Origin of the sequence: Arthrobacter sp. zg-Y40 (genome assembly GCF_020731535.1) — a bacterium.
GTDB lineage: Bacteria > Actinomycetota > Actinomycetes > Actinomycetales > Micrococcaceae > Arthrobacter_B.
On sequence record NZ_JAJFZS010000008.1, the window covers coordinates 272,060 to 298,229 of the forward strand.

A 26,170-nucleotide genomic window follows, 5' to 3' on the forward strand; every position below is an offset into this window, starting at 1 on the left:
GCGGGGGCCTTTCCTGCGGCGGTGTGCGGGCGCGCGGTGCGCCCGCGGGTCGTTACCTCGAGCCTAGTGGATCCGCCGGGATCGCACGCGGGCACCGGCGCGCCAGAGCAGCCGCTGGCCCAGCAGGAACACTGCCAGCACAGCGAGGGTAACCAGCATGAAGCTGGTGGCCGTACCGCCGCCGGTTAGTGCCCGGATGCCCAGGCCTGCAACTACCGTAACCAGCCAGATGACGACGCCGGAGGGCCACAGTGCGACCGGTCGGCGCCAGGCGCGCGCAGCAGCCCATCCGAGCAGGCACGCGGCAGCAAAGGGCAGGGCCGTGCCGAGGATGCCGGCAAGCGCCAGCCCGTGCTCATGGCTGCGCCGGCCCAGGGCGGCGAACACAACAATCAGGACCAGGTCCGCCGCGAGGACCAAGGGCCAGGACCGGATGGTCTTTTCAGTGGAAGTACCAGCGGAATTTGCGGCGGCAGCGTTTCCGCCGGACGTATGCGGTGCGGTATTGCTCATGCGGTGCCCTCCCGGGCGGCGGTGGCGCGGTTTTCGCGGACGTACGGGCCAAGGAGTTCGCGGACCCGGCCCTCGACGATTTCCCGGCCGGTGCCCGATTCCAGCAGCCGGGTGGAGGAATGGACTATGGCGTTGATCAGTTCGGCGGTCACATGGGGATCCCGGACGCCGAGCATGGTCAGGGTTTCCACCAGCGGGGTCAGCAGCTGGCGGTGCATCATGGCGCTTTGGTTGTTCAGTTCCTCGCCCGGTGCGACGGCGGCAAGGGCGTTGCCCACGGCGTGTTCGCCTTCGGCTACGAGGGCGATGTTGGTCAGGACATAGGCCATGATCCGGTCCGCCGGGTCCGGCTCAGCGTCCATGGCTTCCGTCACCCGCCGGGTCCAGCGCGGAAAAACGTCCTGGACCAGTGCGTGCAGGAGGTCCTGGCGGGACTTGTAGTACTGGTAGGCGCTGGGCCGGGCGAGGCCCGCCAGCGCGGCCACTTCGGCCATGCTGGGGGCCTCGCCGGTGCGGGCCAGGAGGGTGCGCGCCGCATCCAGCAGCGCCCGCTGCTGTGCCGCCCGGTGTTCGGCCACCGTGGGGGCAGAGATTCGGGGCACTTGGCCCTCCTGTTCGTGCTGGTTTAGCTTGAGAGACGCCCGTCCACCATTTCGACTACGCGGTCGCAGTGGTGCAGGACGTCGTGATCGTGCGTCACCATAACTGTAGCAACGCCGCGCTCATGGGTTTCCCGGGCCAGCAGGGCCACCACGTCCTGGCTCCGGGCCCGGTCCAGGGCTGCGGTGGGTTCGTCCACCAGCAGCAGGGTCGGCCGGTTGACCAGTGAGCGGGCAATGCCCACGCGCTGGCGTTCCCCGCCGGAGAGCTGGTCCGGCCGGCTCTTGGCCTTGTGTTCCATGCCCACCCCGGCCAGCAGTTCCATCGGGTCCAGGCCGTCGCTGCTGCCGGCCAGTTTCTGCATCAGCTTCAGCTGTTCGACGGAGTTCAGTGCGGGAATCAGGTTTCCCGACTGGAACACAAAGCCGATTTCGCGCAGGCGGAACCTGGCGCGGGCGGCCTTGCCGAGGGTTGCGAGGTCCACGCCGTTCACCTGCACGGTGCCCGTGTCAGGCGCGGTGAGGGCGCCGGCTACCGCTAGGAGGCTGGATTTGCCAGCCCCGGACGGTCCGACGACGGCGACCATTTCCCCGGGCCGGACGGCCAGCGAAACATTGTCCAGGGCCTGGACTGTGCTGCCGCCGTCGCCCAGCGCCAGGTTCGCGGAGGTGATCAGCAGGCCGCCGGTTCGGGTTCCGGAGTTTGGCTGCTGTGTGGTTGCGGTGCTCATCGTTGTCCTCCAAGGGCAGCCAGGGGATCTACGCGGGAAATGCGGACAATGGCCAGGGCGGCGCCGGCCAGGCCCAGCACGATGGTCAGGACCGTGGCCAGCACGATGGGTGCGGGTTCCAGTGCGAACGGCATGGCGGTCCCGCTCAGCCCGGCGCCCATGGCGAGGCCGGCAAGGATGCCGACAACCGTGGAGACCACCAAGATGATGGTTGCCTGCAGCAGGCCGTCACGGAGCAGGTACCCGGTGGAGGCGCCTACGGCGCGCAGGACTGCGAGTTCGTGTTTGCGCTGGATGGTCCAGACCGTGAAGAAAGCACCAACGACCAGGGCGCAGATGGCGTAGAGGAACACCTGGATCATCTGCAGGGTCATGGTTTCGGCGGAGTAGCCGGGGGAAGCATTGAAGGATTCGGACAGGGTGGACGTGACTGTTCCGGCGGCGTCGTCTCCTGCCGCAAAGTCGATGTCCGCACCGTCGGCTGCCTTCAGGGCAACCGTGCTGGCAGTGTCGAATTTCACGCCGTCCATTTGTGCCTTGGCGGGGACTCCGGGAACACTCTGGCCGCTGGCCAGGTACTGCCAGGTATCCAGCGGAAGGTAAGCGAGGTCAACGTGGCCGAACGTCGCCTGGCTGTCCGTGTAGCCGACCACGGTCAGTTCGACGCCGATGCGTTCGAGGGTCACCACGTCACCAATGTTCAGGCCGGCATCTGCCGCGGTGGAGGAGACCACGATTTCATCCGGTGCGGACAGGCCGCGGCCTTCGCCGACCTGCGGGGCCAGGAACGAGTCGGGTTCGATGCCGAACAGGGCCAGATCCACCTGGGTGCCGTTTCCGGTGGTGCCGTTCATCATGGCAGTGCCCATCAGGGCCGCTTCATCCACGCCGGGCTGTTCGGCCCACACTGCAGCCTGGTGTTCGTCCACCACGCTGCGGGAGAAGGCATTGTCGGTCTTGGTGCCCTCGTTGAAGGCAAACGCAGTTGCCGGCATGGATTTGAGGCCGGAGACGCCGTCGTTGACGAGACCGGAGGACAAGCCGGACAGCAGGACCATTAGCACGGCGATGAGGGCGACGACGCCGCCCATCAGTCCGAATCTGGCCCGGGCGAAACGCAGTTCACGCAACGCTAAAAACATCGGTACCCCTTGAGTGGTATTTTTCTGGGCATGATGCCGACGGGCTGTTGGCATCATGCCAACATCATGTCAGAAAAGTACCGGGGGACGCGAATGCTGCCGTTAAACACCTCCGGCGCCGGGGGATACCCGGCGCCGGAGGTGTTTGCCGCAGCGGTGCGGCAGGGGACGGACTAGGACCAGATGTCGTCGCCGCGCAGCGTCGCGTCGGCGCCGCCGTCGGTGTAGATGGTCTGGCCGGTGGTGTGGGTGTTCTCCTCGGACGTCAGCCAGATGAGCAGCCGGGCAATGACCTCGGGCTCGGAGTGGCCGTTCAGCGGCATGGGGACGTTTTCGTCCACCATGGCACGGCGTTCGGGCGTGGCCAGGAGCTCGCGGGTCATGGCGGACAGGACGGTGCCGGGGGCCACGGCGTTCAGCGGGATGCCGGCACCGGCAAATGCCGGGGTGATGCTTTCGCGGCGGACCCAGCGGCTGAGTGCGCGCTTGCTGGACGGGTAGTTAAGGTAGCCGGTCTGGGGGCCCTTGTCTGCGAGCTCCTTGCCGATCCGCAGCGCTTCCTCCTCGCTGCCGGCCAGCAGCGCCTCAACCAGCTCGGGGGAGTTGGGCTGCAGGCTCGCCATGGAGCTGACGACGGCGGCACGCGGGGCGCTGCTCTTGGCCAGGACGGGTGCCAGTGCGGTGAGGAAGTCGGTAACACCGAAGAAGTTCACGGCCACGGTGATGGGGGCGGGGGCAGAGATGCCTGCGCAGGCGATCACGGCGTCGACAGTGCCGCCGGAAAGGTCAAGGACCTTGGCTACGGCAGCGGAACGGCCCTCGGGGGTGCTGAGATCGCCTTCAACGTCGGCGTTGCGGAGGTCAACGCCAATGACTTTGTTGCCGGCCTCCTTCAGCAGGTTGGCGGTGGCTGCTCCGATGCCGGAAGCGGATCCTGTAACGATGTAGGTTCTAGTCATGTTTACAGTGTAAACCCGGACTCACCCGGTGCTGCCCACGCGTTCAGCGCAGCAGCTCCTGCCAGTCCGGAGGCACCCGGCTGGCCGGCCCGGGAACCGACTGGTTGAACGGGTGGTGCTCCGGCGGGGCCAGCTCGGGGCCGGCGAAAACAGAGGAATCGGCGTAGTTCCAGAACCAGTCCTCGCCCGGCTCATAGCTGCGGATGATCTGGTGCCCGGTCTGCTGCTCGTGCGCGGTGGCGTGCTGGCCCGGCGAATTGTCGCAGCAGCCGATGTGCCCGCATTCGGTGCAGCGGCGCAGGTGGTACCACCAGCCCTGCTGCTGCGTGCATTCCACGCAGCCCGGGCCGCTGGGCGGAACCGAAACGTTGATCCCGGGGATTGGCTCCATGGCGGATCTCCTTACAACGGGTAGCTGTTCTTGCCTACCCTCCACGGTAGCCATCCCGCCTTCCCTCCGACAGGCCCCGGAAGCAGCCGCCGGTCAGCCGAGCCAGGCCGTGGTGTCCGGCGGCAGCAGACCGCCCTCGAGCGACGCGCTGGTGTGCAGCACCGTGCCGGCGGGCAGGGCCACGGCCGCGGTACCGAAGTTGGTGATGCTCTGCCAGCCGCCGGGCCGGGTGAAGTGCAGGACGGAGGCAGCGCTGGGCACCCACGCAAGTTCCTCGGCACCCTGCCGCTTGCCGCGCAGTTCCAGGGCCCGCCGGTAGAAGTACAGCGTGGAATCCGTATCGGCGTCCTGCAGCGACACAGCCGCGGGCCCAAACCATTCCGGCTGGGGCAGGTGGGGTGCGCCGGTGCCGAAGCCGAAGGACGGCTCCTCCGTGGTCCATGGCAGCGGCACCCGGCAGCCGTCCCGGCCCTTTTCCACCCCGGCGTTGCGGAAGAAGGCGGGATCCTGGCGGTCGGCGTCGGGGATGGCTGCCACCTCGTGCAGGCCCAGTTCTTCGCCCTGGTACAGATAGGCGGAACCGGGCAGGGCCAGCATCAGGAGGGTGGCCGCGCGGGCCCGGCGCAGCCCCGCCGCACGGTCCAGTTGCTCTTCGGGGCCGCCGGCCAGGACCCATGCCTTGCCGTCCTGGCCCTTGGCGCTGTCCGCCGGCGCGGCCGGCAGCCCGTAGCGCGTGGCATGCCGCACGACGTCGTGGTTGGACAGGACCCAGGTGGATGACGCGCCGGTCTCCGCCGCCTGGACCAGATTGTCGGTGATGACCGTGCGGAAGCGGGCGGCGTCGAAATCCGCCTGCAGCAGGTCGAAGTTGAATGCCTGGCCCAGCCCCTCGGGGCTGGCGTAGCGGCCGCGGCGGGATGCATGGACCCAGGCTTCGGCCACCGCGGTGCGCGGCGGAGTGTATTCATTGAACAGGGCGCGCCACTCGGTGTAGATGTCATGGACCTCGTTCCGGTCCCAGAACGGATGCGCGCCGTCGGTTCCGTCGCCCTCGGCAACGAGCAGTGCGCTGGAGGGCAGCGGTTCGCTCAGGTCCTTCGCCAGGGCATGCGCCACGTCAATCCGGAAGCCGTCCACTCCGCGGTCGGACCAGAAACGCAGGGTGGCCAGGAATTCATCCTTTACCGCACGGTTGTCCCAGTTGAAGTCCGGCTGCTCCGGAGCGAAGAGGTGCAGGTACCACTGCCCGTCCGGCACCTGCTCCCAGGCGCTGCCGCCGAACACGGACTGCCAGTCTGAGGGCGGCTGGGCGCCGTCGGGCCCGGTGCCGTCGCGGAAGATATACCGTTCCCGGGCCGCGGAACCCCGGGGCGAGTCCAGCGCTTCGCGGAACCAGGTATGCCGGTTGGAGGAATGATTGGGGACAATGTCCACAATCAGCTTGATTCCGGCACCGTGCAGGGCAGCGGCCATGTCGTCGAAGTGCGCCAAGGTGCCCAGGCGCGGGTCGACATCACGGTAGTCGTCGACGTCGTAACCTCCGTCGGCGAGCGCCGAGGGGTAAAAGGGACTGAGCCATACGGCGTCCACTCCGAGGGCCGAAAGGTAGGGCACCTTGGCGGTTACGCCCTGCAGGTCGCCCAGCCCGTCACCGTTGGAGTCCGAGAAGCTGCGCGGATACACCTGGTAAACCGCAGCCTGCCGCCACCAGTCCGGATCCGTCAGGGGATCGGCGTTGGATGGGAAGGGCTGCGGGTTTGAGGTCAAGGTGATCCTTTGGCAGAGACTGTGGATTTGGAGAGACTGTGGATTTGGAGAGACTGTGGATTTGGAGAGACTGTGAATATGGACAGACTGTGAAAGGGCAATGCGGGAAACGCGTGTGGTTGGACTCTACTCCTGCCCCCGGAGCAGCAGGAGCCGGCGTTCATGCCGGTTCTCCGCCAGTTCCGCGGCGGCGCGGAATTCGGCCCTGGCCTCCTCGACCCTGCCCAGCCGGGAGAGCAGCTCGCCACGCACGCTGGGCAGCAGATGGGATCCCCGCAGGGCCCCCCGGGCGTCCAGACGCTCCACAATGGCCAGGGCCGGCTCGGGCCCCGACGCCATGGACACTGCTACGGCACGGTTGAGGTCGACGACGTCGCCGGGGCTGATGCGGCCCAGCGCCTCATAGAGGTCAACGATGGCCGGCCAGTCCGTCTCGTCGGCACGCCCGGCGGTGGCATGGCATTGCGCGATGGCTGCCTGCAGTGCGTAGCTCCCGCGGGACCGTCCGGCCGCTGCTGCCAGGGCGTCCGCGCGGGCCAGCGACGCGCGGCCCCGCTCAATCTGCGCCCGGTCCCACCTGGTGCGGTCCTGGTCCGGCAGCAGCACCGGCTCACCGCCGGCCCCGGTGCGGGCGGCGAAACGGGAGGCTTGGAACTCCATCAGCGCCACCAGCGCGTGGACCTCCGGGACCCGGGGCACCAGGCCGGCCAGGATCCGTCCGATCCGCAGTGCCTCGTTAGCCAGGTCCGGCCGGATCCAGGTCTCACCGGCCGTTGCCGCATACCCCTCCGTGAACATCAGGTAGACAACATGCATCACACCCCGCAGCCGCGGACCCCACTCATTGGGTTCCGGGACTTCGAACGGGACCCGGGCGGCGGCCAGGCTCTTCCGGGCACGGAGGATCCGCTGCTGCATGGTGGCCACGGGTACCAGGAACAGCCGGGCGATTTCCTCCGTGCGCAGTGATCCCACCACCCGCAGGGTCAGCGCTACCTGGGCCTCAGGCGCAAGCACGGGATGGCAGGCGGTAAACAGCAGCCGGAGCACATCGTCGGGGAGCGGATCCCAGTCAACGGCGGCTTCATCTTCCCGGGCGCGGGCCAACTGCGCGTAACGGTTGCCGAGCTGGTCCTCCCGCCGCCAGCGGTCGATGGCGCGCCGCCGGGCCGCCGTCGTAATCCAAGCGCCGGGGTTCCGCGGAACGCCGCGTGTGCCCCACTGTTCCAGTGCCTGGGCAACCGCTTCCTGGGCCGCGTCCTCGGCCAGGCCCACGTCCCCGGTGGCACGCGCCAGGGCAGCAACAATCCGGGCACCTTCGATGCGCCACAGCGCGTCGAGGCGGCGCCGGATTGCCGCTGCCTGCCCGGGACCGGCTGCTACCGGTGCTCCGTGCGCAGCTTCTCCTCGTCCCTGCGCCATCCTTCTTCCTTCCGGATGTACTCGTTGTCAGCGAAATCCGAGAAGTCCGCAGCCTCCGTTACCCGCCGCACTTCCAGCTTCGATCCCGGTCCAAGCGGGCAGCGGCTGGCCCATTCCGCCGCTTCTTCGCGGGAGGCGGCGGAGATGATCCAGAACCCGTTGAACAGCTCATGGGTTTCCCCGTAGGGGCCGTCTGTGATCAGCGGCGGATCCTCGGAAAAGTCCACAACAAAGCCGCTGTCGGTGGAAATCTCGGCCAGGCCTTCGCCGGCCAGCAATACCCCTGCGTTGATCATTGACTCGTTATAGGCGCCCATCCGGTTAATGACTTCCTCGAAGGGGACATCCTTGTAGGCCTGCACGCCCGCGTCGGTGGACCGCATAATGAGCATGTACTTCATGGTGGACTCCTTCTTCTATGCGTTGCCGTTCCTGCAACTGTGAGGACGCGGTGTTGCGTCTTCTACTATGGCGTCGAACGAGCGGCGGAGATATCGACAGCCGCGGAAAAATCTGTTCCGCAGTCCCGCGGCGTTCGGTTCCGAAACCAAGGACGTGAGGATATGGACGAGCTTCCTGGCGATGCCGGCGCGGACCGGGCGATTAAGGCACGGCTTAGGGCCATCTGGTCGCTGGGGAACTACGCGGCCGTTGCCGCCGAAACCATTTCTCCCCTGGGGCCTGTCCTCGTCCGGGCCGCCGGCATCCGGGGCAGCGACCGGGTCCTGGACATTGCGGCGGGGACCGGGAATGCGGCAATCCCGGCAGCTGAGACGGGAGCTGATGTCACCGCTTCGGACCTGACGCCTGAGCTGCTGAATTCCGGTAAGCGCCTGGCGCTGGCCCGGTCCGTCCGGCTGACCTGGTCCATGGCGGACGCCGAGCATCTCCCGTATGCCGATGCCTCCTACGACGCGGTGATCTCCTGTGCAGGCGTGATGTTCGCCCCGCATCATCGCCTGGCTGCCGCCGAACTCGTCCGCGTGTGCCGGCCGGGAGGACGGATCGGGCTGATTAACTGGACTCCGGAAGGATTCGTCGGCAGCATGTTCGCCGCTTTGAAGCCCTACTCGCCGGCGCCGCCGCCGGGAACGCAGTCACCGCAATTGTGGGGAAACCGTGAGCACGTAGAGTCCCTATTGGAGGGGCAGGTACGGGAGTTCCGCGCCGAACGCCGCACCGTGCTTATTGACCGGTTCGCCACGCCGGAGGACTTCCTGGGGTTCCTTAAGGCGAACTACGGACCAATTATTGCGGTGTACGAATTCCTTGCGCACAATCCGGACCGGGCGGGCGCACTGGATGAAGAACTGCTGGCCCTCGTGAAGCGGTACAGCGCCCAGGCCGGCGGGATGGCCATGGACTGGGAATATCTGCTGGTGACCGCCACGCGGTCCTGACACCGGCCGCCCGGGGGAGGGGACTCAGGCAGGTGCCGCGGCCACGCCTTCGCCGGCGGGCAGCGGCAGGCGCATCAGGACCTCGTCACGGAAGTCGTCTGCGGCCAGCCGCAGGGCCCGGGGCCGGCGGCCGTACTCGACCCAGCCCAGGCCCGAATAAAAGGACTCCAGCCCCATGCCGCCGCGGACCTCGAGGATCAGTTCGTCCAGCCGCAGTTCCTCACGGGCATATCGGGCGGCTTCCTGCATCAGTGCGGAGCCAATGCCCCGGCCACGTGCCTCCAGCGCGCTCTGTACCCGGGTTACGCGGGCCCAGTGGCTGGTCAGGGTGCCCGGGTAAACGGTGAGGACCAACCACCCGGCCAGCACGCCGTGTTCTTCCGCAATCAGCAGCCGGGAGCCTTCGGGTGCGAGGGCGGCAACGAGCGCTGCCAGCGCCGGCTCGACGTCGCCGGTACCCACCGGCAGCAGCGGGAAGCCGACGGCGCCGCCTGCGTTGCTGACATCCGTCCAGCAGTGCAGCAGCTGGCGGCGCATGGCAGGGGAAAGGCTGCCGGGGGAGTCGAGCCAGGAAAAGGCCAACGTCATTCGCCGGCCCCTGAGGCCCATCCCGGGTACCCGAGTGAGATGCGGGAATCGCCTGCCAGCACGCCCAGGTCCCGTTCGAGCTGCCCTAGTTCGGGTGCGCCGATCCGACTTGCCCATGCAGCGCGGAGGCCGTCAAATACTGCTTCGCCTTCCCTAAGCATCCGGTGGCCCAGGGGAGTGACGGTTAGCCGCTTGCGCCGGGCATCCTGTTCATCCGTGCGGCGTTCCGCGTAACCGCGTTCCAGCAGCACCGCGATGGTCTTGGCGGCCGCCTGCTTCGTGACCGCCGTCGCGCGCCCGAGTTCAGAGGCGGTGTCGGCTCCGGCGTCAATGGCGCGCAAGGCAAAATCATGCACCGGCCGGATGTCGGCATAGCCGCGGGCCGCCAGCTCGGCGGTCGCGTCCTCCACCAGCTGCCGGTAGGCAGCGAGCAGCAGCAAAGCAAGGTCCGCACCGGTCCGATTCACGAAAACAGCATACGCGGACTATGGATTAGACAACCCGCTTGTCTTACGATGGTGGACAACTCGGTTGTCTATTGGAGGACGCGCCATGAACATGAGTCCAGCCGCCACCAGGCCCGGCGCCCGCCATGCCACCGCCCAGGCCGGCGAAATTCGCCTCCATTACGTCTCCGCCGGCCGGGAAGGATCACCGGTCCTGCTGCTGCACGGTTTCCCGGAAAGCTGGTGGGCGTTCCGCGCATTGATCCCCGTGCTGGCCCGCAGCCACCGGGTGTTTGCCGTAGACCTGCCGGGCTTCGGGGATTCCGCTGCAGTTCCGGACACGGGCCTCGACAGCAGAGCCGTGGCGGAAACACTCCATGAATTCCTGCGTGCCCTGGGCGTCGGGCCGGTACATCTACTGGCGCAGGACATCAGCGGGGGAGCGGCGTTCCGTCTTGCCGCCGTACACCCCGAGGCAGTGGCAAGTTTTACGGCGGTGGAGGCCGGGCTGGCCGGGTTTGGACTCGAAGCCCTGGCCGATGTCGCCCATGGCGGTTCCTGGCATATCGGCATGCTTGCCGCCCCCGGAATACCGGACTTGCTGCTGACCGGCAGGGAAGTGGACCTGCTGGCCGCCTGGGCCTATCCGTCCATGACGGCAGTGGAAGGCGCCGTGACCAGCACGGATATTGCTGAGTTTGCCCGCACGTACTCCCGTCCGGGCGGCTGGAACGGCGCCGCGGGCCTCTACCGCTCCATGCTTTCGGAAGGGGCGGAAATCAAGGCCCTGGCGGCGTCGCGGCCCCTTGCGATGCCGGTGCTGGCCGTGGGTGCCGGCGGCGGGCCGTTCACCGAACAGACCTTCGCACCGCTGGCCACCGCATCTTTCACGGCTGTGCAGCTGGACGGCGTTGGGCACTATGCGGCCCAGGAGGCTCCCGAGGCCCTGGGGGCGGCGCTGCTGGAGTTCCTCTCCGGCGTGGACGGCTAGCCGGACCCCGGGCCGGCGACCGAAACTTCTGCGGACGGCAGGGCCTGCTGCAGGCAGTCGGCAATCCGCCCGGCATCGTCTGCGGTTGCGTCAGCAGTCAGGGTCACACCCATGTGCGAAGCTGGATAGTCCGCGGACACAAACGCCTCCTCAACGCGCGGATCTTCAAGGCACTGCTCATAGGCGCCGGGCCCGGGATCGATGACGCTCACGGACCACCGGCTGGGCCTTCCGCCGGTGCCCTCGGATTCGGCGCCGTCGGATCCAGCGCCGTCGGATCCGGAAGCGCCCGCGCCGCAGCCGGCCAGGGACACTACGAGAGTGCTGACGGCTGCGGCAACGGGAAACCAGCGATGCGCGCCCATGATGCCTCCCTTGAACGCCGGGTGTTTGCCGGAAGCCTACCTGCTGGGGCCGCTGCCGGGAATGAAGCCTCCGGCCGCCCCCGGGGGACCCCCTTCTAAACGCTAGTTGACATAATGTGGATTATCGGCACTTTGCGGTACGCGTCGGAAGTGGCCAGAAGCACTAATATCGCTTTTCCGGGTTATATGCCGATTCGGTACTCAAATCAGCACAAATCCCCCGGTTTTGGACGTTTCTGTCTCCCGGAGACCTTTGGGAATGCTTTTTGCAGCGGACGACTCGTTTTGCGCCGCTGTGCGGGGCTGCAGCATGCCGGGCCGGTTTCCTCCGGCGTGTTGGCGTACCCGGGCGGCCGGGCCAAAATCCGCTGACCTGGTTGGACATTTTCCGGTCCCCGGACGTTTCCCGTACAGGTTCATGATGAGTTGACATAACTCCCCCGCCAGCCCGCCGCCGCTGTTCATCAAGTTGACATAACCGTTGCGTGCAGCGCTGGGACGTGCCATTCCCCTGTGCCCGTCCCCCGTGCCCGTCTTCTGTGCCCGTCCCCCGTGCCCGTTCCCGTGCTGCACTGCGCGCCCGGGGTCCCCGGATTACCCGGGTACCGGCGGTCCTGCCGAAGGAACTACCGCCGGCACTACGGGAGAACGGGACGTTGGTCACTTTCGCCGCCTATTTCGTCAACGAACGGCCGCCACGCCTGTACGGTTTGGTGCAGCGACTTTCGTTGCCCTATATGATCTACGCTTCAACCCCCCCAAATCAGGAGATAAGCACAACAAAATGGCTACCGATTACGATGCCCCGCGCGTCAAGGAAGAAGACCAGCACACAGACTCCCTGGAGGGTCTGAAAGCTCAGCAGCGCGGCGGAGCGATGACGGCTGTCATCGATGTCGAAGAGTCAGACGCCATTGATGGTTTTGACCTTCCCGGCGCAGACCTGTCCGGCGAGGAACTGCTCATCAAGGTAGTTCCCCCGCAGGCAGACGAGTTCACCTGCATGTCCTGCTTCCTCGTACGCCACCGTTCGCAGATTGCCCGCGAAAAGAACGGCGAGGCTTACTGCGTGGACTGCGAAGGCTAACTCCTGCCCCGCAGCACAGCCGGGTTCCGCCGTTGAGGCGGGACCCGGCTTTTTGTTTGGCTCTCCCCCGCCGGCGCATACAATCCACGGGTGACCTCCTCCCTCCATGCCGCCCTCCCGCCGTCGTCCCGGGCGCTGTCATCCGCAGAACAGGACCTGGCGGACCCGGACGCATGACCGGAACAGGCGCCGCCCTGCCCGGGATCCACCCGCTGCCGCGTCAGTCCCCCGGTCCCTCCACGTCCTGAACCACCTCGTTGCGGCGCAGGAACCAGGGCCGGTAGGGCGGGTCGAACCGCGCAAAACGCGGGTTTCCCAGCAGGCTGAACCCCTCTGCCCCGACGGCGGCCTGCAAGGCGGCCAAATGGGCTTGGTAGTTGGCTTCATTCCAGCGTCCGGAGAAGGCGGCCGCCGCCCCCGTTTGTCCCGGTACCGCCACAATGCTCACAGCGGGATCTTCCGGCACCGGGGCGGTGAGGGCGGTCAGGTCCCCAGGGAGGACAAAAGCCACCGTAAAGGCTCCCGCGATGGGGCTCGGCTCCAGGAGCACCGGGGCTGTCATCGCCAGGTTTTCGCTGAACTGCACTTCGCCCGGCGGATAGGGGTCCAGTCCCGCCCGGGAGGAGTTCCGGCCGCTGATGTACCGGTACAGGTAGCGGAAACCGGTGTTGCCGGCCCCCTCGAATCCCGCGTTCACAGTGACCTGGGCCAGCACGTGCGCCGGATAGTGGCGCAACTCGAATCCTGGATACCGTCCCAGCACGGTGTAGGGCTGCTGCTCAGTCATGATGGGCCAGACGCTACTCTCCGGTGCGGCGCACCAACAGCGTAGCGGCCATTAGGATGAATCCGTGCCCACCGAATCCTCCGCCCTGCTGCGTGACCTGGTCCTTCCGATGCTGGAGCAGGAGCTTGTACCGATTGTCCAACTGGGCCACCCCGCCCTGCGCCGTGCGGCGCTGCCCTTCGACGGTGAGCTGGATGCCGAGGAGCTGGAGGCGCTGATTGCGCTGATGCGGCGGGTGATGCATGCTGCGCCCGGTGTAGGCCTGGCCGCGCCCCAGCTGGGCATCCCGCTGCAGATCGCCGTACTGGAAGACACCTACGACGTCGGCGCGGAAGCGGCGGCGGTACGGGACCGCCAGCCGCTGCCGTTCTTCACCATCATCAATCCCCGTTACGAAGCCGACGGCGAGGATAGCGCCGAATTCTTCGAGGGCTGCCTGTCTTTCGAGGGGTACCAGGGCGTGGTGCGCCGGCATGCGTCCGTGGTGCTGGACTACACCGACCCGCAGTCCCGCCAGCACATGGAACGGTTCAGCGGCTGGCAGGCGCGGATTGTCCAGCACGAGACGGACCATCTCTACGGGACGGTGTACGTGGACAAGGTGCTCACCCGCTCGCTGTGCAGCAACACCGAATACGCCCGGCGCTGGGCCGCGCCGGACATCGAGGAGTCCCAGCGGGTCCTGGGCTTCTAACCCGGCCCCGCTGGGACTCCTGCTGCCTAGGCGCCGGCCGGCTCCGGCTGTCGGGCGTTCTGCGGTGCGGGATTCTGTGCCGTGGGCAACCAGCGCGCCCACCAGCGCAGCAAATGCTCGAACCGGCGGCGGCGGTGCCAGGGGGTGCCGCTGCGTGATAGTTCGTGGTTTTCGCCCGGGAACAGCAGCAACTCGGTGGGCACGCCGCGCAGCTTCAGCGCCGTGTAGTAGCGCTGGGCCTGCTCCACGGGACACCGCAGGTCCTCCTCGGAGTGGACCACGAACGTGGGGGTCCGGACGGCGTCCACGTGGGCCATCGGACTCTGCTCCAGGACGTGCCCGGGATCGGTGCCCGTGTAACCGGCGCTGAAGAACCACCCAATGTCCGCTGAGCCGGTGAAGGAGAGCGGATCCAGGAAACCTCGCTCCACCACGGCAGCGGTGAAGCGGTGGTCGTGCGCGATGGTCCAGGCCGTGAGGTAGCCGCCGTAGGAGCCGCCCATGATGCCTACCCGGGTGCCGTCCAGTTCCGGGTGCCCGGCCAGGGCGCCGTCCAGGAAGGCCAGCACATCGGCCAAATCGAGGGTGCCCATAGCCGCTTTGATGCTGCGTCCATGGTCCTGCCCGTACCCGGCGGAGCCGCGCGGATTGCACATCAGCACGGCGTAGCCGGCCTCCGTGTAAATCTGCGTTTCATCGAAGCAGCCCCACCCGTACTGTGCAAACGGTCCGCCGTGTATGTTCAGCAGCACCGGATGGGGGCCGGGCCCCCCGGGCAGCGCCACCCAGCCATGGACCGGATAGCCGTCGGATGAGGAATGGGTTTCCTCCGCCGGAACGGTCAGTGGAGCATGCCGGCGCAGGGCCGCCGAGAAGTCGGTAAGCCGCCGCAGTCCGTCGTCGCCGACGACGGCCAGGTCACCGGCCGTCTGCGGATCCGTATAGCAGGCCACCACGGTGCCGCCGGCCGAGCCGGCGGAGGTGACAACCCGCGGGCCGTCCACCATGGTGTGCACCCCGCCCCGGGGATCCACGGACAGCAGCTCGCCTGTGCCCCGGGACCGGTTAAAGACCAGGGCTTCGGCGCTGTTGTGCGGAACCACGGTGCCCTCGGCCAGGTCCACGTTTTCCGGATCCGTCAGCCGGCGCACCGCGGACGGGTCTGCTGCCGGCGCGGCGTACAGCGAGGTATTCCGGGCCACGAAGTCGGTGCCTGACTCCGATACTTCCTGCCCGAGGTAGAACAGCCAGTGCCCGTTGGTGCTTTGCACCGGGTCGGACACGGCCAGCGGGCTGCCGCCGCCCAAATTGGTCAGCTTCGTGAGGCCGGTTCCGTCAAGGCTGATGCTGTATGCATCCGCCACCAGGGTCTCATCGTCCCGGGCAGCAGTGAACAGGATCCGGCTCCCGTCGGCGCTGAATACGGGCTGCAGGTGGTCGGTGGCTCCGGTGGTCAGCTGCACCGCCTCGGGCAGCCCGCGGCTGCCGCCGTCCTCGCCGAGGTCCTCTTCGCGGTCTTCCCCGGCCCGGGCTTCCCGGCTCCGTCCCCGGGGCGGAATGTACGGTTCCGCATCCAGATCGGGCAGGTCCACGAGGAAGGCCTGGACGGGTTTGTCCTGCGTGTAGCCCACGCCGTTCATCCGGTATTTGAAGGTGGTGATCAGCCGGGGATCCTCGGCACCGGCGGCCACGCCCTCAACAGTGCCGTACCGGCCCGCTTCCGGCACCCGGGCGGAAAACACCGCGCGGACCCCGTCCGGCGAGAACGCGAACCAGCTGACGCCCAGGGCGGCATCGGTCAGCTGCACCGGTTCCCCGCTGCCGGCACCCAGCACGTACAACTGGGCCGGCTCCCCCGGTGCTGCACGGAGGAACCCCAGGACACTGCCGTCCGGACTGTACTTCGGGACGGTGTCGCGGAAGCCCCGGGTGAGCCTGCGCGGCGCCCCGCCCGGTGTCAGCGGGACCCGCCACAGCTGGCCGGTATAGGCATCAGCGGCGAAGTCGGGCCGGGTCACGGACACCACGCAGTGCAGGGCGTCAGGGTGCAGGGCGGGAGCGGACAGTGAATTAAGGAGAGGCAGGTCACATGGTTTCACGAGTGGAAGCCTAATGTTCCCTGCCGTTCCCGGCCAACTGCCGCCTTAGGATGGTTTTATGCCTTCCCTGCCGCCCCTGGAGTGTCCCGTCTGCGGCAGCACCCTCGAGCCCGACGCCGCGCTGCGGACCCTTGCGTGCCCGGCCGGGCACCGGTACGACGCCGCCAAACAGGGCTATTTCAACCTGCTCACCGGTGCGGGCACCAAGTTCCAGGCCGACACTGCCGCCATGGTGCAGGCCCGCGCCGATTTCCTCGCCGCCGGCCACTACGCGCCCCTGGCTGCGGAACTCGCCCGGCTGGTTTCCCCGGCGGCCCCGAACGCTGCCACGGTGCTCGACGCCGGTGCCGGCACGGGTTATTACCTCGGCGAGGTCCTGGCGGCCCTTCCCGGAGCAGCCGCCGTGGCCATGGACATTTCCAAATTTGCGCTGCGCCGTGCTGCCCGGTCCCTGCCCGGTTCCTACGCCTTGGTGTGGGACGTGTGGCGCAGGCTGCCGCTCCCGGATGCCTCGGTGGACGTGGTCCTGAATGTCTTCGCACCGCGGAACCCGGCCGAGTTCCGCCGGGTCCTGGACTCCAGCGGCGTGCTGGCTGTGGTCACCCCCGGCCCGGACCATCTGCAGCAGATCCGCGCCGCAGCAGGGATGCTGGACATCGGGGCGGAAAAAGCGGAACGGGTTGCCGCCGCAATGGAGCGGTGGTTCACGCCGCTGGACACGGTCCGCTGCACCTACGAAATGCAGCTTGAGGCCGCGGACCTGCGCAACGTCGCCCTCATGGGCCCCTCTGCCCGGCACCTGGATCCGGCCGCCCTGGACCGCACCGTGGCGGGCTTTGCCCTGCCGTTTGGGGTAACCGCGTCGTTCTCCCTGCAACTCTTCCGGGCCCGCTAGCCCGGGCGGGACGCAAACGTTACCCAACCGGCACGGTTATCCCTAGGTCTGTACCGTCTCTTCGGGCAGAATGATCTCAACGCGCCGCTGCGCCGGGAGAACCCGCGCACACCCGGACCGCCGCACCAACCGGCAAGACGCCCCGCGCGACGCCCGGGCACAGCGGAGCAACCCGGTAAGCCGGAACCCGACTACACGCGGATACATCCGAAAGAACATCCGAAAGAAAAGGGGATAACGGATGCAGGAAGTCTACGAATGGATGCTCAGCTACGGCTGGGCCCTGTGGCTGGTGCTTTTCCTGGGCTTCGCCGCTATTGAGGCCCTCACTCTGGATCTGTTTTTCGCGATGCTCTCCGTTGGTGCGCTGGCGGCCATGCTCAGTTCGCTGCTCGGTGCCCCGCTGTTCCTGCAGGTTGTGGTGTTCGCCCTGGTGTCCGTGCTGATGATCGCACTGGTGCGTCCGCTGGCACTCAAGCATCTGCAGCACAGCAGCAAGGACCAGCTCTCCAACATAGACCGTCTCGTCGGCGGGCCGGCGCTGACGCTGGAGCCCGTGACCGGGCTCGCCGGCACAGTGAAGATCGGCGGGGAAACCTGGTCCGCGCGCAGCGCCGCCGGGGATACGCTGGCGGCCGGGACGCAGGTACGGGTGGCCCGGATCGAAGGCGCCACCGCCGTCGTCGAGGCTTCGGCCGGTAATACCCCGGACCGGCCCGCCGGAAGCGGAACGACCCCGGAACCGGGCCGCCGCGAAACAACCTAACTAATCGTGCCGGCGGCACCACCGCCGGACCAACCGCAGGATCCGCGGATTCTGCCAAATCCCAAAGGGGGGAACATGGGTACCGGAACCGGCGTCCTAGTAGTTGTTCTTGCCGTGCTGGTGATCTTTGTATTGGTCATCCTCGTCAAGGCTGTAAAGATTGTCCCGCAGGCCCGGGCAGGGGTGGTGGAACGGCTGGGCAAGTACCAGAAGACCCTGAATCCCGGCCTGACTATCCTGATCCCGTTCGTGGACCGGCTCCTGCCGCTGCTGGACCTGCGTGAACAGGTGGTGTCCTTCCCTCCGCAGCAGGTCATTACCGAGGACAGCCTGGTGGTCTCCATCGACACCGTGGTGTACTTCCAGGTCACCGATGCCCGGGCGGCCACCTATGAGATTGCCAACTACATCCAGGGTGTGGAGCAGCTGACCATTACCACCCTGCGCAACGTAGTGGGCGGCCTGAACCTGGAAGAGGCGCTGACGTCCCGCGACCAGATCAACGGCCAGCTGCGCGGCGTGCTGGATGAGGCCACCGGCCGCTGGGGCATCCGCGTCTCGCGCGTGGAGCTCAAGACCATTGCCCCGCCCCTGACCATCCAGGATTCGATGGAAAAGCAGATGCGTGCCGAACGTGAACGCCGGGCCACCGTGCTCACCGCGGAAGGCTCCAAGCAGTCGCAGATCCTCACGGCCGAGGGACGCCGGCAGGCAGCCATCCTGGCCGCCGAAGGCGATGCCAAGGCCGCGATCCTGCGGGCCGACGGCGAGGCCCAGGCCATCGCCAAGGTCTTCGACGCGATCCACAAGGGCAACCCGGACCAGAAGCTGCTGGCCTACCAGTACCTCCAGACGCTGCCCAAGCTGGCCGAAGGCACGTCCAACAAGGTCTGGATCATCCCCAGCGAACTCGGCGAAGCGCTCAAGGGCGTGGGCAGCGCCCTGGGCGACTTCGTACCGGATGCGAAAAAGCACTCCTCCAACGGCAGCTCCCCCGTGCAGAACGGGTCGGGGCCCGCAGCGGACGCAGCCGGGGTGGCCTGACCCTCCCCTGTGTTCGCCGATCGGCTGCCGGTACCGGTACAATAGGTTGTTTGCCGGGCAATGGCCGCGGCGCCGATACGGGACCGCCGCCGGGAACAGCAGCAGCGCCGTCGGCGTTGTAAGAACTGTGAGGGTGGAAGGGGCCGCCGGCCGGACCGCCCGCAGGGGCGGCAGCGTGCAGATGACCGGCATCAGCACCGTCATCAGCACACCGGAACGAGCACCGGCCCGGCGCCGGCACAACAGAGGATCCGCCAGCGGATCCAGCGGATTGAAGAGGGAGAAAAGATGAGCGATCGTAGCCTGCGGGGTATGCGCCTTGGTGCGCAGAGCATGGAGACCGAATCCGGTGTGGAGCCGGCTCCCCGCCAGCGGGTGGAATACCGCTGCGAGGATGGCGAGCGTGTTTTCGTAACTTTCGCCGCCGAAGCGGACATTCCGCCGGTCTGGATTTCCAAGACCGGCAAGGAAGCGCTCCTGGTCAACGGCGAGAAGCCCGACACCAGCAACGACAAGCCGGTGCGTACGCACTGGGACATGCTGCTGGAGCGCCGCAGCATCGAGGAGCTTGAGACGATCCTCCAGGACCGGCTGAACATCCTGCGTGAACGCCGCGGAGAGCGCACCAGCGCCTGACCCGGTTCGCCGGTTCGCCGGTACGGCAACGTACCGGCCGGCGCAGACATAGTCACACGCAAAAAAGCAGGGCGGCTGCCAGTCGGCAGCCGCCCTGCTTTTTTGCGTCTGGGCCCGGGCCCCGCGGACTAGGACCGGCCGGTGAGCTTCTTCCAGCGTGCCGTGAGTCCCCAGCGGGTCACGTTGGTCATGGCCTCGACCACAATGTTGCCGCTCATCTTCGAGGCACCGAATTCCCGTTCCACGAAGGTGATGGGCACTTCGGTGATCTTCAGGCCCAGCCGTGCCACGCGGAAGGTCATATCGACCTGGAACCCGTAGCCCACGGACTCCACGGCGCCCAGATCCAGCTGTTCCAGCGTGCCGCGGCGGAACGCGCGGTAGCCGGCGGTAATGTCACGGACGGCAATGCCCAGCATCAGGCGCGAGTACGTGCTGCCGGCGCGGGAGAGCAGCTTGCGGCGCAACGGCCAGTTCACCACCGAACCGCCGGGAACCCAGCGCGAGCCGATCACCAGGTCCGCACCGGCCTTGGAAGCTTCAAGCAGCCGCGGCAGTTCCTCCGGACGGTGCGAACCGTCGGCATCCATCTCCACCAGCACGTCATAACCGCGCTCCAGGCCCCAGCGGAACCCGGCAATGTAGGCGGCGCCCAGGCCCTCCTTGCCCTTACGGTGCAGTACATGCACCTTCGGGTCCTTGGCAGCAACCTCATCGGCGTAGTCGCCGGTGCCGTCCGGGCTGTTATCGTCCGCAATCAGTACATCCGAGTCGGGCACCGCATTCCGCAGCCGCGTGAGCGTCTTGGGAAGGGACTCAATCTCGTTGTAAGTAGGGATGATGGTCAGGACACGCACTCGGTAAGCCTTTCGTGGACGCACGCCGCGCTGTTGGCGGGCTAGACGGGGTTGCTCCCCCGGCTGACTACCTAGTATATGGGAGCGCGCGGCCGGCGTGCTCCGGCGGGAGCCCGGTCACAGCCGGGCCCGGACCGGGGACAGGCGGTGCGGCACGCACAATCGGGCGGGTCCTGCCGTCTTCGGGCCAGTACCGGACGGCGCCGGGCCTGTTTTCTACTGACGGTTGAACCCACCCGATTGCTGTGGTGCAAGGCCCTGTCACCAGCCGCCCGCGGAACTTTCGCCCCGGCACGCGCTGAACGGGGCCGTGGCAGCCGAAGAACCGGAAACGCGTAGGGGCAGTGCACAGGGCCCGGGCTGGAACAGGTCCAGCGCCGTGCCCGGCATGTCCCCCAAACGGCCGGTCCCGACTGCAGTAGTCATAGCCTACGTCCTCGCTTCCCGCTGTCAATGCGGCCGCTGACTAGGACGTTTCCGGTATCACCGCAGGTCAGGGCCGGGCCGGGCCCGCCCAGGCGGGACCGTGAATTTACCGCCTAGGCCAGGTCCGGGGCGCGGTAGAGCTCGTTGCCGTTATGGACCGTCTGCAGGCACCGGGGTTCGTCACCGTTGTCCAGTGCGGGCAGCAGCGGAGTTCCGGCCCGCGGATCGGTGCTCCAGGCCGACACATTGGCGTCCGGGGTCTGGACCATCAGTTCCTGCACCTCCCACAGCGCGAAGGAAGCCGGTGCGCCGGGAGCCAGCTGGCCGCGCATGAAGTTCTTCTCCCCCGCTGCACGCCAGCCGGCACGGGTGTGCCCGATGAATGCGGCCCGGGCGGAAACGCGTTCACGCGGATTCGAGTGCGCCACGGCAGCACGGACCCCGGACCACGGATCGAGGGGAAGGACGGGAGTGTCGGAGCCCAGTGCCACCGGCACTCCTGCCGACAGCAGGGAAGCCAGGCGGTTCATGCCCTCACGGCGCGGACCCACCCGCTGCTCGTAGAGGCCGCCCGGGTGGCCCCAGGCAGCGTCGAAGCCGGGCTGCAGGCTGACCGTGACACCGAAGCGCAGCAGCTCGGCGATGGCCGCGTCATCAGTCATTTCAGCGTGCTCGAGCCGATGATGGGCGGCGCGCAGGGCCGCTTCGCCGCCGGCGTCGGACAGTGCCTCGGCGGCCAGGCGCAGGCCTGCCAGCGCGGTATCCATGCCCGCGTCTCCGATCACGTGGAAGCCGCCCTGCAGTCCGGCCCGCGTCATCAGTTCCAGGTGCCGGCCCACCTGTTCCGGTGTGAGGTACAGCGTCCCGCGGGTATCGGCCCGGTCGGTGTACGGCTCCCGCAGGGACGCGGTGCGGGCACCGAAGGACCCGTCAATGTTCAGGTCCCCGGCCAGGCCGAGCAGCCTGCCCTCGAAGAACTCCATCAGCCCGGTGGCCTGGGCTTCTGTTTCCACCAGCTGGCCCCAGTAAGGCAGCACCTGCGGCATCGGCTCCTCGGCCGGGGCACCGTCCAGGCCCAGCAGTTGCCGCAGATCCTCCGGAGGAGCAATGTGCGGTGCGGCCATTTCAGTGACGGCCACCACGCCGCGGGAAGCGGCGTGCTTCAGGGCAGCCCGCTGGAACGCCGAGCGCTGGGCCGGGTCGGCGCTCCGCGACACGGTGCGCGCAGCCTCATGCGCGGCGCGGACCACAAAACCGTTGTCCCATCCGTCGTACTCCTGCAGGCGCATATCGGCCGCCAGGGTTCCGGATACGGCGGCGCAGTGCACGTCGCTGCGGGAAAGATAGACGGGCCGGTTGCCGGAGGCGGCATCCAGTTCCGCCGCCGTGGGGAAACGGCGTTCCGGCCAGCGGGACTCGTCCCAGCCCGCACCCAGGATCAACCCGCTGCTGGCCGCGGCATAGCGGCTGACGGCCTCCAGCAGGTCCGCCAGCGATGTGCAGCCGCTCAGGTCAAGGGTCGCCAGGGACATGCCCAGTTCGGTGGCGTGCACGTGGGAGTCCACAAAACCCGGGGCCACCAGCGCTCCGTGCAGGTCCACCACATCCATCTTGCTGTCCTGGATGGAGGTGGCGGCCTGCTCGGACCCCACCCAGGCGATGGTGTCGCCGTCCACGAGCATGGCGGTGGCAAAGGGATCGCCGGCACTGTAGACCGAGCCGTTGCGGTAGAGCGTCAGCTTCGGGGCGCTCGGGATGGTACTGCCGTTCAAGGACTCACCTGTTTTCTGTAGAAACTGTTGGGGGAAGCGGAAAGGAGGCTAGTCGCCGACGTTTGAATAGGCGACGACGCCGCGGCGCACCAGGCCAATGGCCTCGCGGAGGCGCCGGTACATTGCGGAGGGAAGGTCGGGCACCTTGGCGAGCTGGTCGAGCAGGTCGATCACCTGCTTGGCCCAGCGTACAAAGTCACCTGCCGCCAACTCGGTGCCGTTCAGGGCCACCTGGAGGTGCTTGCCCTTGACCCACTTGTACATGGGCCAGACCAGGCCCAGCTCGGGCTCGCCCGTGAGCGGCAGCTTCGAGGCTTCTTCCAGGTCCGTCAGCTCAGACCACTGCCGGATGACGGCATCCACGGACACTTCGAGCGAGACGCTGGGCATTTTCGGGCGCAGGCCGCGCTCCTCGCGCTTGGCCTGGTACACCAGCGCGGTGGCCAGGCAAGCCAGCTCTGCAGCGTCCAGTTCGTCGAACGCGCCGTTTTCCAGGGCGAGGGCAACCAGGAGGTCCTTTTCACCGTAGATGCGCCGCAGTTTCTGCCCGGCGGGCGTGACCCCGGCGGTCCCGGATCCGTCCACCGCAACGTATCCGTACCGGCTCAGCACATCGCACACCCGGTCGAAGGTTTTGGCGATGGTGTTGGTGCGTCCGCGGATCTGTCCCACCAGGTTGTCCGTCTCCCGGCGCAGCTTCCACCAGCGCTCGGCCCAGCGGGCATGGTCTTCGCGTTCGCTGCAGCCGTGGCAGGGGTGGGCCCGCAGCTTCCGGCGCAGTTCGGCGATGGCCTTCTCCTGCCGTTCCGTTCCGGCCGTGCGCAGCTCGTTGGCCCGGGCGGCGGCGGGGCGCGGCGGCCGGTGGTCATGCAGGGCGTTCCGCAGCGACGCGGAGAGGTCCCGGCGGTCCTTGGGTGAGCGGGAGTTGAAGGACTTGGGGATCCGGATGTGGGACACGGATTCGAGCGGGCCGTCCAGGTCCCCGGAGCTGATGCGCCGGATCTGCTTGTCCTCGGTCAGTACCGCCGGCCGTACCTCGCGGGCGGAAGCATCCACGTCCAGCACCACGGCATGGCCGGAATTACGCCCGCCGGGGATGTAGACAATGTCGCCGGGCCGCAGGTTTTCCAGCGACGCCGCGGCGGAGCTGCGCTTGTTCCGCGCCCGGACCTTGGACGCCGCGTCTTCCAGGTCCGACAGCTGGCGCCGCATGGCAGCGTATTCGCTGAAGTCGCCCAGATGGCAGGTCATGGCTTTTTCGTAGCCGGCCAGCGACTCCTCGCGGGAGCGCACCTGCTTGGCCAGGCCCACCACGGAACGGTCCGCCTGGAACTGTGCGAAGGAAGACTCAAGGATCTCCCGTGCACGTTCGCGGCCGAACTGGGCGATCAGGTTGATGCTCATGTTGTAGGTCGGCCGGAAGCTGGAGTTCAGCGGATAGGTGCGCCGGGACGCCAGGCCGGCGACGGCGGCCGGGTCCGTGCCGGGTTGCCACAGCACTACCGCGTGGCCTTCAACATCGATCCCCCGCCGCCCTGCGCGGCCGGTCAGCTGGGTGTATTCACCGGCGGTGATGTCAACGTGCGCTTCACCGTTGAACTTATCCAGTTTCTCCAGCACCACGGACCGGGCGGGCATGTTGATGCCCAGCGCCAGGGTTTCCGTGGCGAACACGGCGCGGACCAGGCCGGCGGCGAAAAGGCGTTCCACCACTTCCTTGAACGTGGGCAGCATCCCCGCGTGGTGGGCGGCGAACCCGCGGACCAATCCCTCGCGCCAGGTCCAGAAGCCCAGCACCTCCAGATCGTCTTCGGGGATGTCCTGGGTGGCTTCATCCACCACCCGCGCTATCTCGTGGCGCTCTTCTTCATCGGTGAGCCAAAGGCCCGAGTCCACGCACTGCCGGACGGCGGCCTCGCAGCCGTTGCGCGAAAAAATGAAGGTAATGGCCGGCAGCAGGCCGTTGCGGTCCAGCTGGGCGATGACCTGCGGGCGGGAGGCACGCTGGATCCGGGTGATCGGGGGTCCGGCCTGCCCGTGTGCGCCGGGACGGCCGCCGCGGTGCCGGTCGCTGCGCCCGCCGCGCGCGCGGGCTCCGCCCCAATGGCCGCGCTGGCTGACCCGTGACTCAGCCCGGGCCAGCTCCATCAGCTCGGGGTTCACCCGGTAGCGTTCCTTGATGCCGGGTGATTCGTCTGCCGCCTCGTCGAAGGACACGTCGGATTCGAACAGGTCGAAGATCTCCCGGCCCACCATCACGTGCTGCCACAGCGGAACGGGACGGTGCTCGGAGACCACCACATCGGTGGAGCCGCGGACGGTGTCCAGCCAGGCGCCGAATTCCTCCGCATTGGACACGGTGGCACTGAGCGAGACCACCTGGACGTCGGAGGGCAGGTGGATGATGACTTCCTCCCAGACCGCCCCGCGGAACCGGTCGGCGAGGTAGTGGACCTCGTCCATGATGACGTAGCCCAGGTCCATCAGGGTCTCCGAGTTGGAGTAGAGCATGTTGCGCAGCACTTCGGTGGTCATCACCACGACGTCGGCGTCGGGGTTGATGCTGGTGTCACCGGTGAGCAGGCCCACCCGTCCGCTGCCGTACGCTGCTGCCAGCTCGGTGTATTTCTGGTTGCTCAGGGCCTTGATGGGGGTGGTGTAGAAGGCTTTCAGGCCCTTCTGCAAGGCAAGGTAGACGGCGAACTCCCCCACCACCGTCTTGCCGGCACCGGTGGGTGCAGCTACCAGGACCCCGCGGCCGGCCTCGAGGGAGCGGCAGGCCTCGGACTGGAAAGCATCCAGTTCGAAGCCCAGCGACTGCTCAAAGACCCCCAGCTCCGTCTTGGCGTGTTCGGAACGTTGTTTTGCGGCAAGGTACCGCTCCGAAGGAGAAGTCATGTACCCAGCCTATGCTCTATGCAAACTGCCCGATGCCATATCGCCGGTGGGCGAACACGGCGGCCCTACAGTTTGTCGATGGGGGTGGCTTTGTCCGCATCGGCTTCGACCGCGGCTTCACGTTCGGTCTCCCGGCGGGCACGCCGGCGGTCGTTGATCAGGCACAGGACCACGGCCAGCGCGAACAGGGCCAGCAGCGGGGCTGCCAGATAGAACATGCTCAGGGCATCGGCGCCCGGCGCGGCCATGGCCGCAAAGAGGCAGATCACGAAAACGGTGATCCGCCAGTACTTGATGATGGTCCTGCCCCGCAGCAGCCCGGCGATATTCAGCCCGACCAGGAAAACGGGGATCAGGAACGCGATGCCGAAGGCCAGCAGCAGCCGCAGGACAAACGCCAGGTACACCGACGCCGTTATAACGTTCGAGCCGCCTTCGGGCGTGAACTCGGTCAGCACCCGCACGGCGTTGGGGAGGATCAGCCAGGCCAGGTACACGCCGGCAAGGAAGAGCGGAACGGCTGCTGCCAAGAACCCCAGGGCCGCCCGTCGTTCCTTGCGCTTGAGGCCCGGTGTGATGAAGGCCCAGGCCTGGTACAGCCAGACCGGGCTGGAGACGAGCAGGCCGACGAAGACGGAGACCTGGATCATCTGGTCGAACGGGGTGGCTACACCCTCGAAGTTGATCGTGGTGAAGCGGCCGTCACTGTTGCCCGCGTCAATGAGCGGCTTGGTCAGGGCCTCGAAAACAGGGAGGTACAGGAAAAAGCCGCCCACGGTGCCAAGCACCACGGCGATGGCGGATTTGAAGAGCCGGTTGCGGAACTCCCGCAGGTGCTCCTTGAGCGCCATCCGCCCTTCGGGGTTGGATTTGCGCCCTTTGCGCAGCGCCACGG

General features: G+C 67.4%; 26 protein-coding genes. 8 read left to right on the forward strand and 18 right to left on the reverse strand.

Annotated elements, in window-relative coordinates; all coding sequences use genetic code 11:
- Positions 1-63 precede the first annotated feature (63 nt).
- The 9 genes from LJ754_RS08670 to LJ754_RS08710 form a co-directional block, all read right to left on the reverse strand.
- Entirely contained in the window at positions 64-513 is a 450-nt protein-coding gene (locus tag LJ754_RS08670) for a DUF3054 domain-containing protein (protein ID WP_227911420.1), read from the reverse strand.
- Positions 510-1,115 carry a TetR/AcrR family transcriptional regulator gene (locus LJ754_RS08675; protein ID WP_227926262.1) on the reverse strand — a complete coding sequence of 202 codons (606 nt, stop codon included), beginning with the start codon at positions 1,113-1,115 and terminating at the stop codon, positions 510-512. Before LJ754_RS08675 ends, LJ754_RS08670 begins: the two co-directional genes overlap by 4 nt.
- Before the next feature lie 23 nt (positions 1,116-1,138).
- A complete protein-coding gene (locus LJ754_RS08680) occupies positions 1,139-1,843 on the reverse strand; it encodes an ABC transporter ATP-binding protein (protein ID WP_227926263.1) in 705 nt (234 codons plus the stop codon).
- The gene (locus LJ754_RS08685) at positions 1,840-2,985 is read right to left on the reverse strand and encodes an ABC transporter permease (RefSeq protein ID WP_227926264.1); all 1,146 of its coding nucleotides are present in this window, start codon (positions 2,983-2,985) and stop codon (positions 1,840-1,842) included. Before LJ754_RS08685 ends, LJ754_RS08680 begins: the two co-directional genes overlap by 4 nt.
- A gap of 173 nt (positions 2,986-3,158) precedes the next feature.
- A complete protein-coding gene (locus LJ754_RS08690) occupies positions 3,159-3,944 on the reverse strand; it encodes an SDR family oxidoreductase (protein WP_227926265.1) in 786 nt (261 codons plus the stop codon).
- 43 nt (positions 3,945-3,987) lie between these two features.
- On the reverse strand, positions 3,988-4,335 hold the full coding sequence (locus LJ754_RS08695) for a UBP-type zinc finger domain-containing protein (RefSeq protein ID WP_227911415.1): 348 nt from the start codon (positions 4,333-4,335) through the stop codon (positions 3,988-3,990).
- A 93-nt stretch (positions 4,336-4,428) separates the two neighbouring features.
- Positions 4,429-6,102, reverse strand: a complete 1,674-nt coding sequence (locus LJ754_RS08700) for a glycoside hydrolase family 13 protein (RefSeq protein ID WP_227926266.1) — start codon at positions 6,100-6,102, stop codon at positions 4,429-4,431.
- Between the two features lie 126 nt (positions 6,103-6,228).
- Positions 6,229-7,524: an RNA polymerase sigma factor gene (locus LJ754_RS08705; RefSeq protein WP_227926267.1), complete on the reverse strand. Its 1,296-nt coding sequence runs from the start codon at positions 7,522-7,524 to the stop codon at positions 6,229-6,231.
- Positions 7,482-7,925, reverse strand: coding sequence for a YciI family protein (locus LJ754_RS08710; protein WP_227926268.1), 444 nt, complete (start codon positions 7,923-7,925; stop codon positions 7,482-7,484). The genes LJ754_RS08705 and LJ754_RS08710 overlap by 43 nt, the downstream gene beginning before the upstream one ends.
- A 162-nt stretch (positions 7,926-8,087) precedes the next feature.
- Here LJ754_RS08710 and LJ754_RS08715 point away from each other — a divergent pair, with 162 nt between their 5' ends.
- Positions 8,088-8,924, forward strand: a complete 837-nt coding sequence (locus LJ754_RS08715) for a class I SAM-dependent methyltransferase (RefSeq protein ID WP_227926269.1) — start codon at positions 8,088-8,090, stop codon at positions 8,922-8,924.
- A gap of 24 nt (positions 8,925-8,948) precedes the next feature.
- Here the strand turns inward: LJ754_RS08715 and LJ754_RS08720 are convergent, their stop codons facing one another.
- Together LJ754_RS08720 and LJ754_RS08725 are read right to left on the reverse strand one after the other, a co-directional pair.
- Positions 8,949-9,512 (reverse strand): GNAT family N-acetyltransferase, encoded by a 564-nt coding sequence (locus LJ754_RS08720; protein ID WP_227926270.1) that lies wholly within the window; start codon positions 9,510-9,512, stop codon positions 8,949-8,951.
- Positions 9,509-9,979 (reverse strand): MarR family winged helix-turn-helix transcriptional regulator, encoded by a 471-nt coding sequence (locus LJ754_RS08725; RefSeq protein ID WP_227926271.1) that lies wholly within the window; start codon positions 9,977-9,979, stop codon positions 9,509-9,511. The genes LJ754_RS08720 and LJ754_RS08725 overlap by 4 nt, the downstream gene beginning before the upstream one ends.
- A gap of 85 nt (positions 9,980-10,064) precedes the next feature.
- On the opposite strand from LJ754_RS08725, the gene LJ754_RS08730 reads away from it, so the two are divergent.
- The gene (locus LJ754_RS08730; protein WP_227926272.1) at positions 10,065-10,949 is read left to right on the forward strand and encodes an alpha/beta fold hydrolase; all 885 of its coding nucleotides are present in this window, start codon (positions 10,065-10,067) and stop codon (positions 10,947-10,949) included.
- On the opposite strand, the gene LJ754_RS08735 is transcribed toward LJ754_RS08730, so the two are convergent.
- A complete protein-coding gene (locus LJ754_RS08735; RefSeq protein WP_227926273.1) occupies positions 10,946-11,314 on the reverse strand; it encodes a hypothetical protein in 369 nt (122 codons plus the stop codon). The genes LJ754_RS08730 and LJ754_RS08735 overlap by 4 nt on opposite strands.
- A 784-nt stretch (positions 11,315-12,098) precedes the next feature.
- Here LJ754_RS08735 and LJ754_RS08740 point away from each other — a divergent pair.
- On the forward strand, positions 12,099-12,401 hold the full coding sequence (locus tag LJ754_RS08740) for a DUF4193 domain-containing protein (RefSeq protein WP_227911407.1): 303 nt from the start codon (positions 12,099-12,101) through the stop codon (positions 12,399-12,401).
- 220 nt (positions 12,402-12,621) lie between these two features.
- Here LJ754_RS08740 and LJ754_RS08745 read toward each other — a convergent pair whose 3' ends face one another.
- Entirely contained in the window at positions 12,622-13,188 is a 567-nt protein-coding gene (locus LJ754_RS08745) for an SOUL family heme-binding protein (RefSeq protein ID WP_227911406.1), read from the reverse strand.
- A 109-nt stretch (positions 13,189-13,297) separates the two neighbouring features.
- On the opposite strand from LJ754_RS08745, the gene LJ754_RS08750 reads away from it, so the two are divergent.
- Positions 13,298-13,882, forward strand: coding sequence for a peptide deformylase (locus LJ754_RS08750; protein WP_227926591.1), 585 nt, complete (start codon positions 13,298-13,300; stop codon positions 13,880-13,882).
- A gap of 26 nt (positions 13,883-13,908) precedes the next feature.
- Here the strand turns inward: LJ754_RS08750 and LJ754_RS08755 are convergent, their stop codons facing one another.
- Positions 13,909-15,981: a S9 family peptidase gene (locus LJ754_RS08755; protein WP_227926274.1), complete on the reverse strand. Its 2,073-nt coding sequence runs from the start codon at positions 15,979-15,981 to the stop codon at positions 13,909-13,911.
- Positions 15,982-16,039: 58 nt separating this feature from the next.
- Here LJ754_RS08755 and LJ754_RS08760 point away from each other — a divergent pair, with 58 nt between their 5' ends.
- The 4 genes from LJ754_RS08760 (at position 16,040) to LJ754_RS08775 (ending at position 19,322) form a co-directional block, all read left to right on the forward strand.
- The gene (locus tag LJ754_RS08760; RefSeq protein WP_227926275.1) at positions 16,040-16,876 is read left to right on the forward strand and encodes a putative RNA methyltransferase; all 837 of its coding nucleotides are present in this window, start codon (positions 16,040-16,042) and stop codon (positions 16,874-16,876) included.
- 241 nt (positions 16,877-17,117) lie between these two features.
- Positions 17,118-17,642 (forward strand): NfeD family protein, encoded by a 525-nt coding sequence (locus tag LJ754_RS08765; RefSeq protein ID WP_227926276.1) that lies wholly within the window; start codon positions 17,118-17,120, stop codon positions 17,640-17,642.
- 75 nt (positions 17,643-17,717) lie between these two features.
- On the forward strand, positions 17,718-18,686 hold the full coding sequence (locus LJ754_RS08770) for an SPFH domain-containing protein (protein WP_227926277.1): 969 nt from the start codon (positions 17,718-17,720) through the stop codon (positions 18,684-18,686).
- A 288-nt stretch (positions 18,687-18,974) separates the two neighbouring features.
- On the forward strand, positions 18,975-19,322 hold the full coding sequence (locus LJ754_RS08775; protein ID WP_227911401.1) for an RNA polymerase-binding protein RbpA: 348 nt from the start codon (positions 18,975-18,977) through the stop codon (positions 19,320-19,322).
- Between the two features lie 128 nt (positions 19,323-19,450).
- Here LJ754_RS08775 and LJ754_RS08780 read toward each other — a convergent pair whose 3' ends face one another.
- From LJ754_RS08780 to tatC, 4 genes are all read right to left on the reverse strand, one after another.
- The gene (locus LJ754_RS08780) at positions 19,451-20,179 is read right to left on the reverse strand and encodes a polyprenol monophosphomannose synthase (RefSeq protein ID WP_227911400.1); all 729 of its coding nucleotides are present in this window, start codon (positions 20,177-20,179) and stop codon (positions 19,451-19,453) included.
- Positions 20,180-20,718: 539 nt separating this feature from the next.
- Positions 20,719-22,377 (reverse strand): amidohydrolase, encoded by a 1,659-nt coding sequence (locus tag LJ754_RS08785; RefSeq protein ID WP_227926278.1) that lies wholly within the window; start codon positions 22,375-22,377, stop codon positions 20,719-20,721.
- Between the two features lie 48 nt (positions 22,378-22,425).
- Complete coding sequence (locus LJ754_RS08790) at positions 22,426-25,275, reverse strand: DEAD/DEAH box helicase (RefSeq protein ID WP_227926279.1); 2,850 nt, start codon at positions 25,273-25,275, stop codon at positions 22,426-22,428.
- Between the two features lie 65 nt (positions 25,276-25,340).
- On the reverse strand, positions 25,341-26,168 hold the full coding sequence (gene tatC / locus LJ754_RS08795; protein ID WP_227911397.1) for a twin-arginine translocase subunit TatC: 828 nt from the start codon (positions 26,166-26,168) through the stop codon (positions 25,341-25,343).
- Between the last annotated feature and the right edge of the window lie 2 nt (positions 26,169-26,170).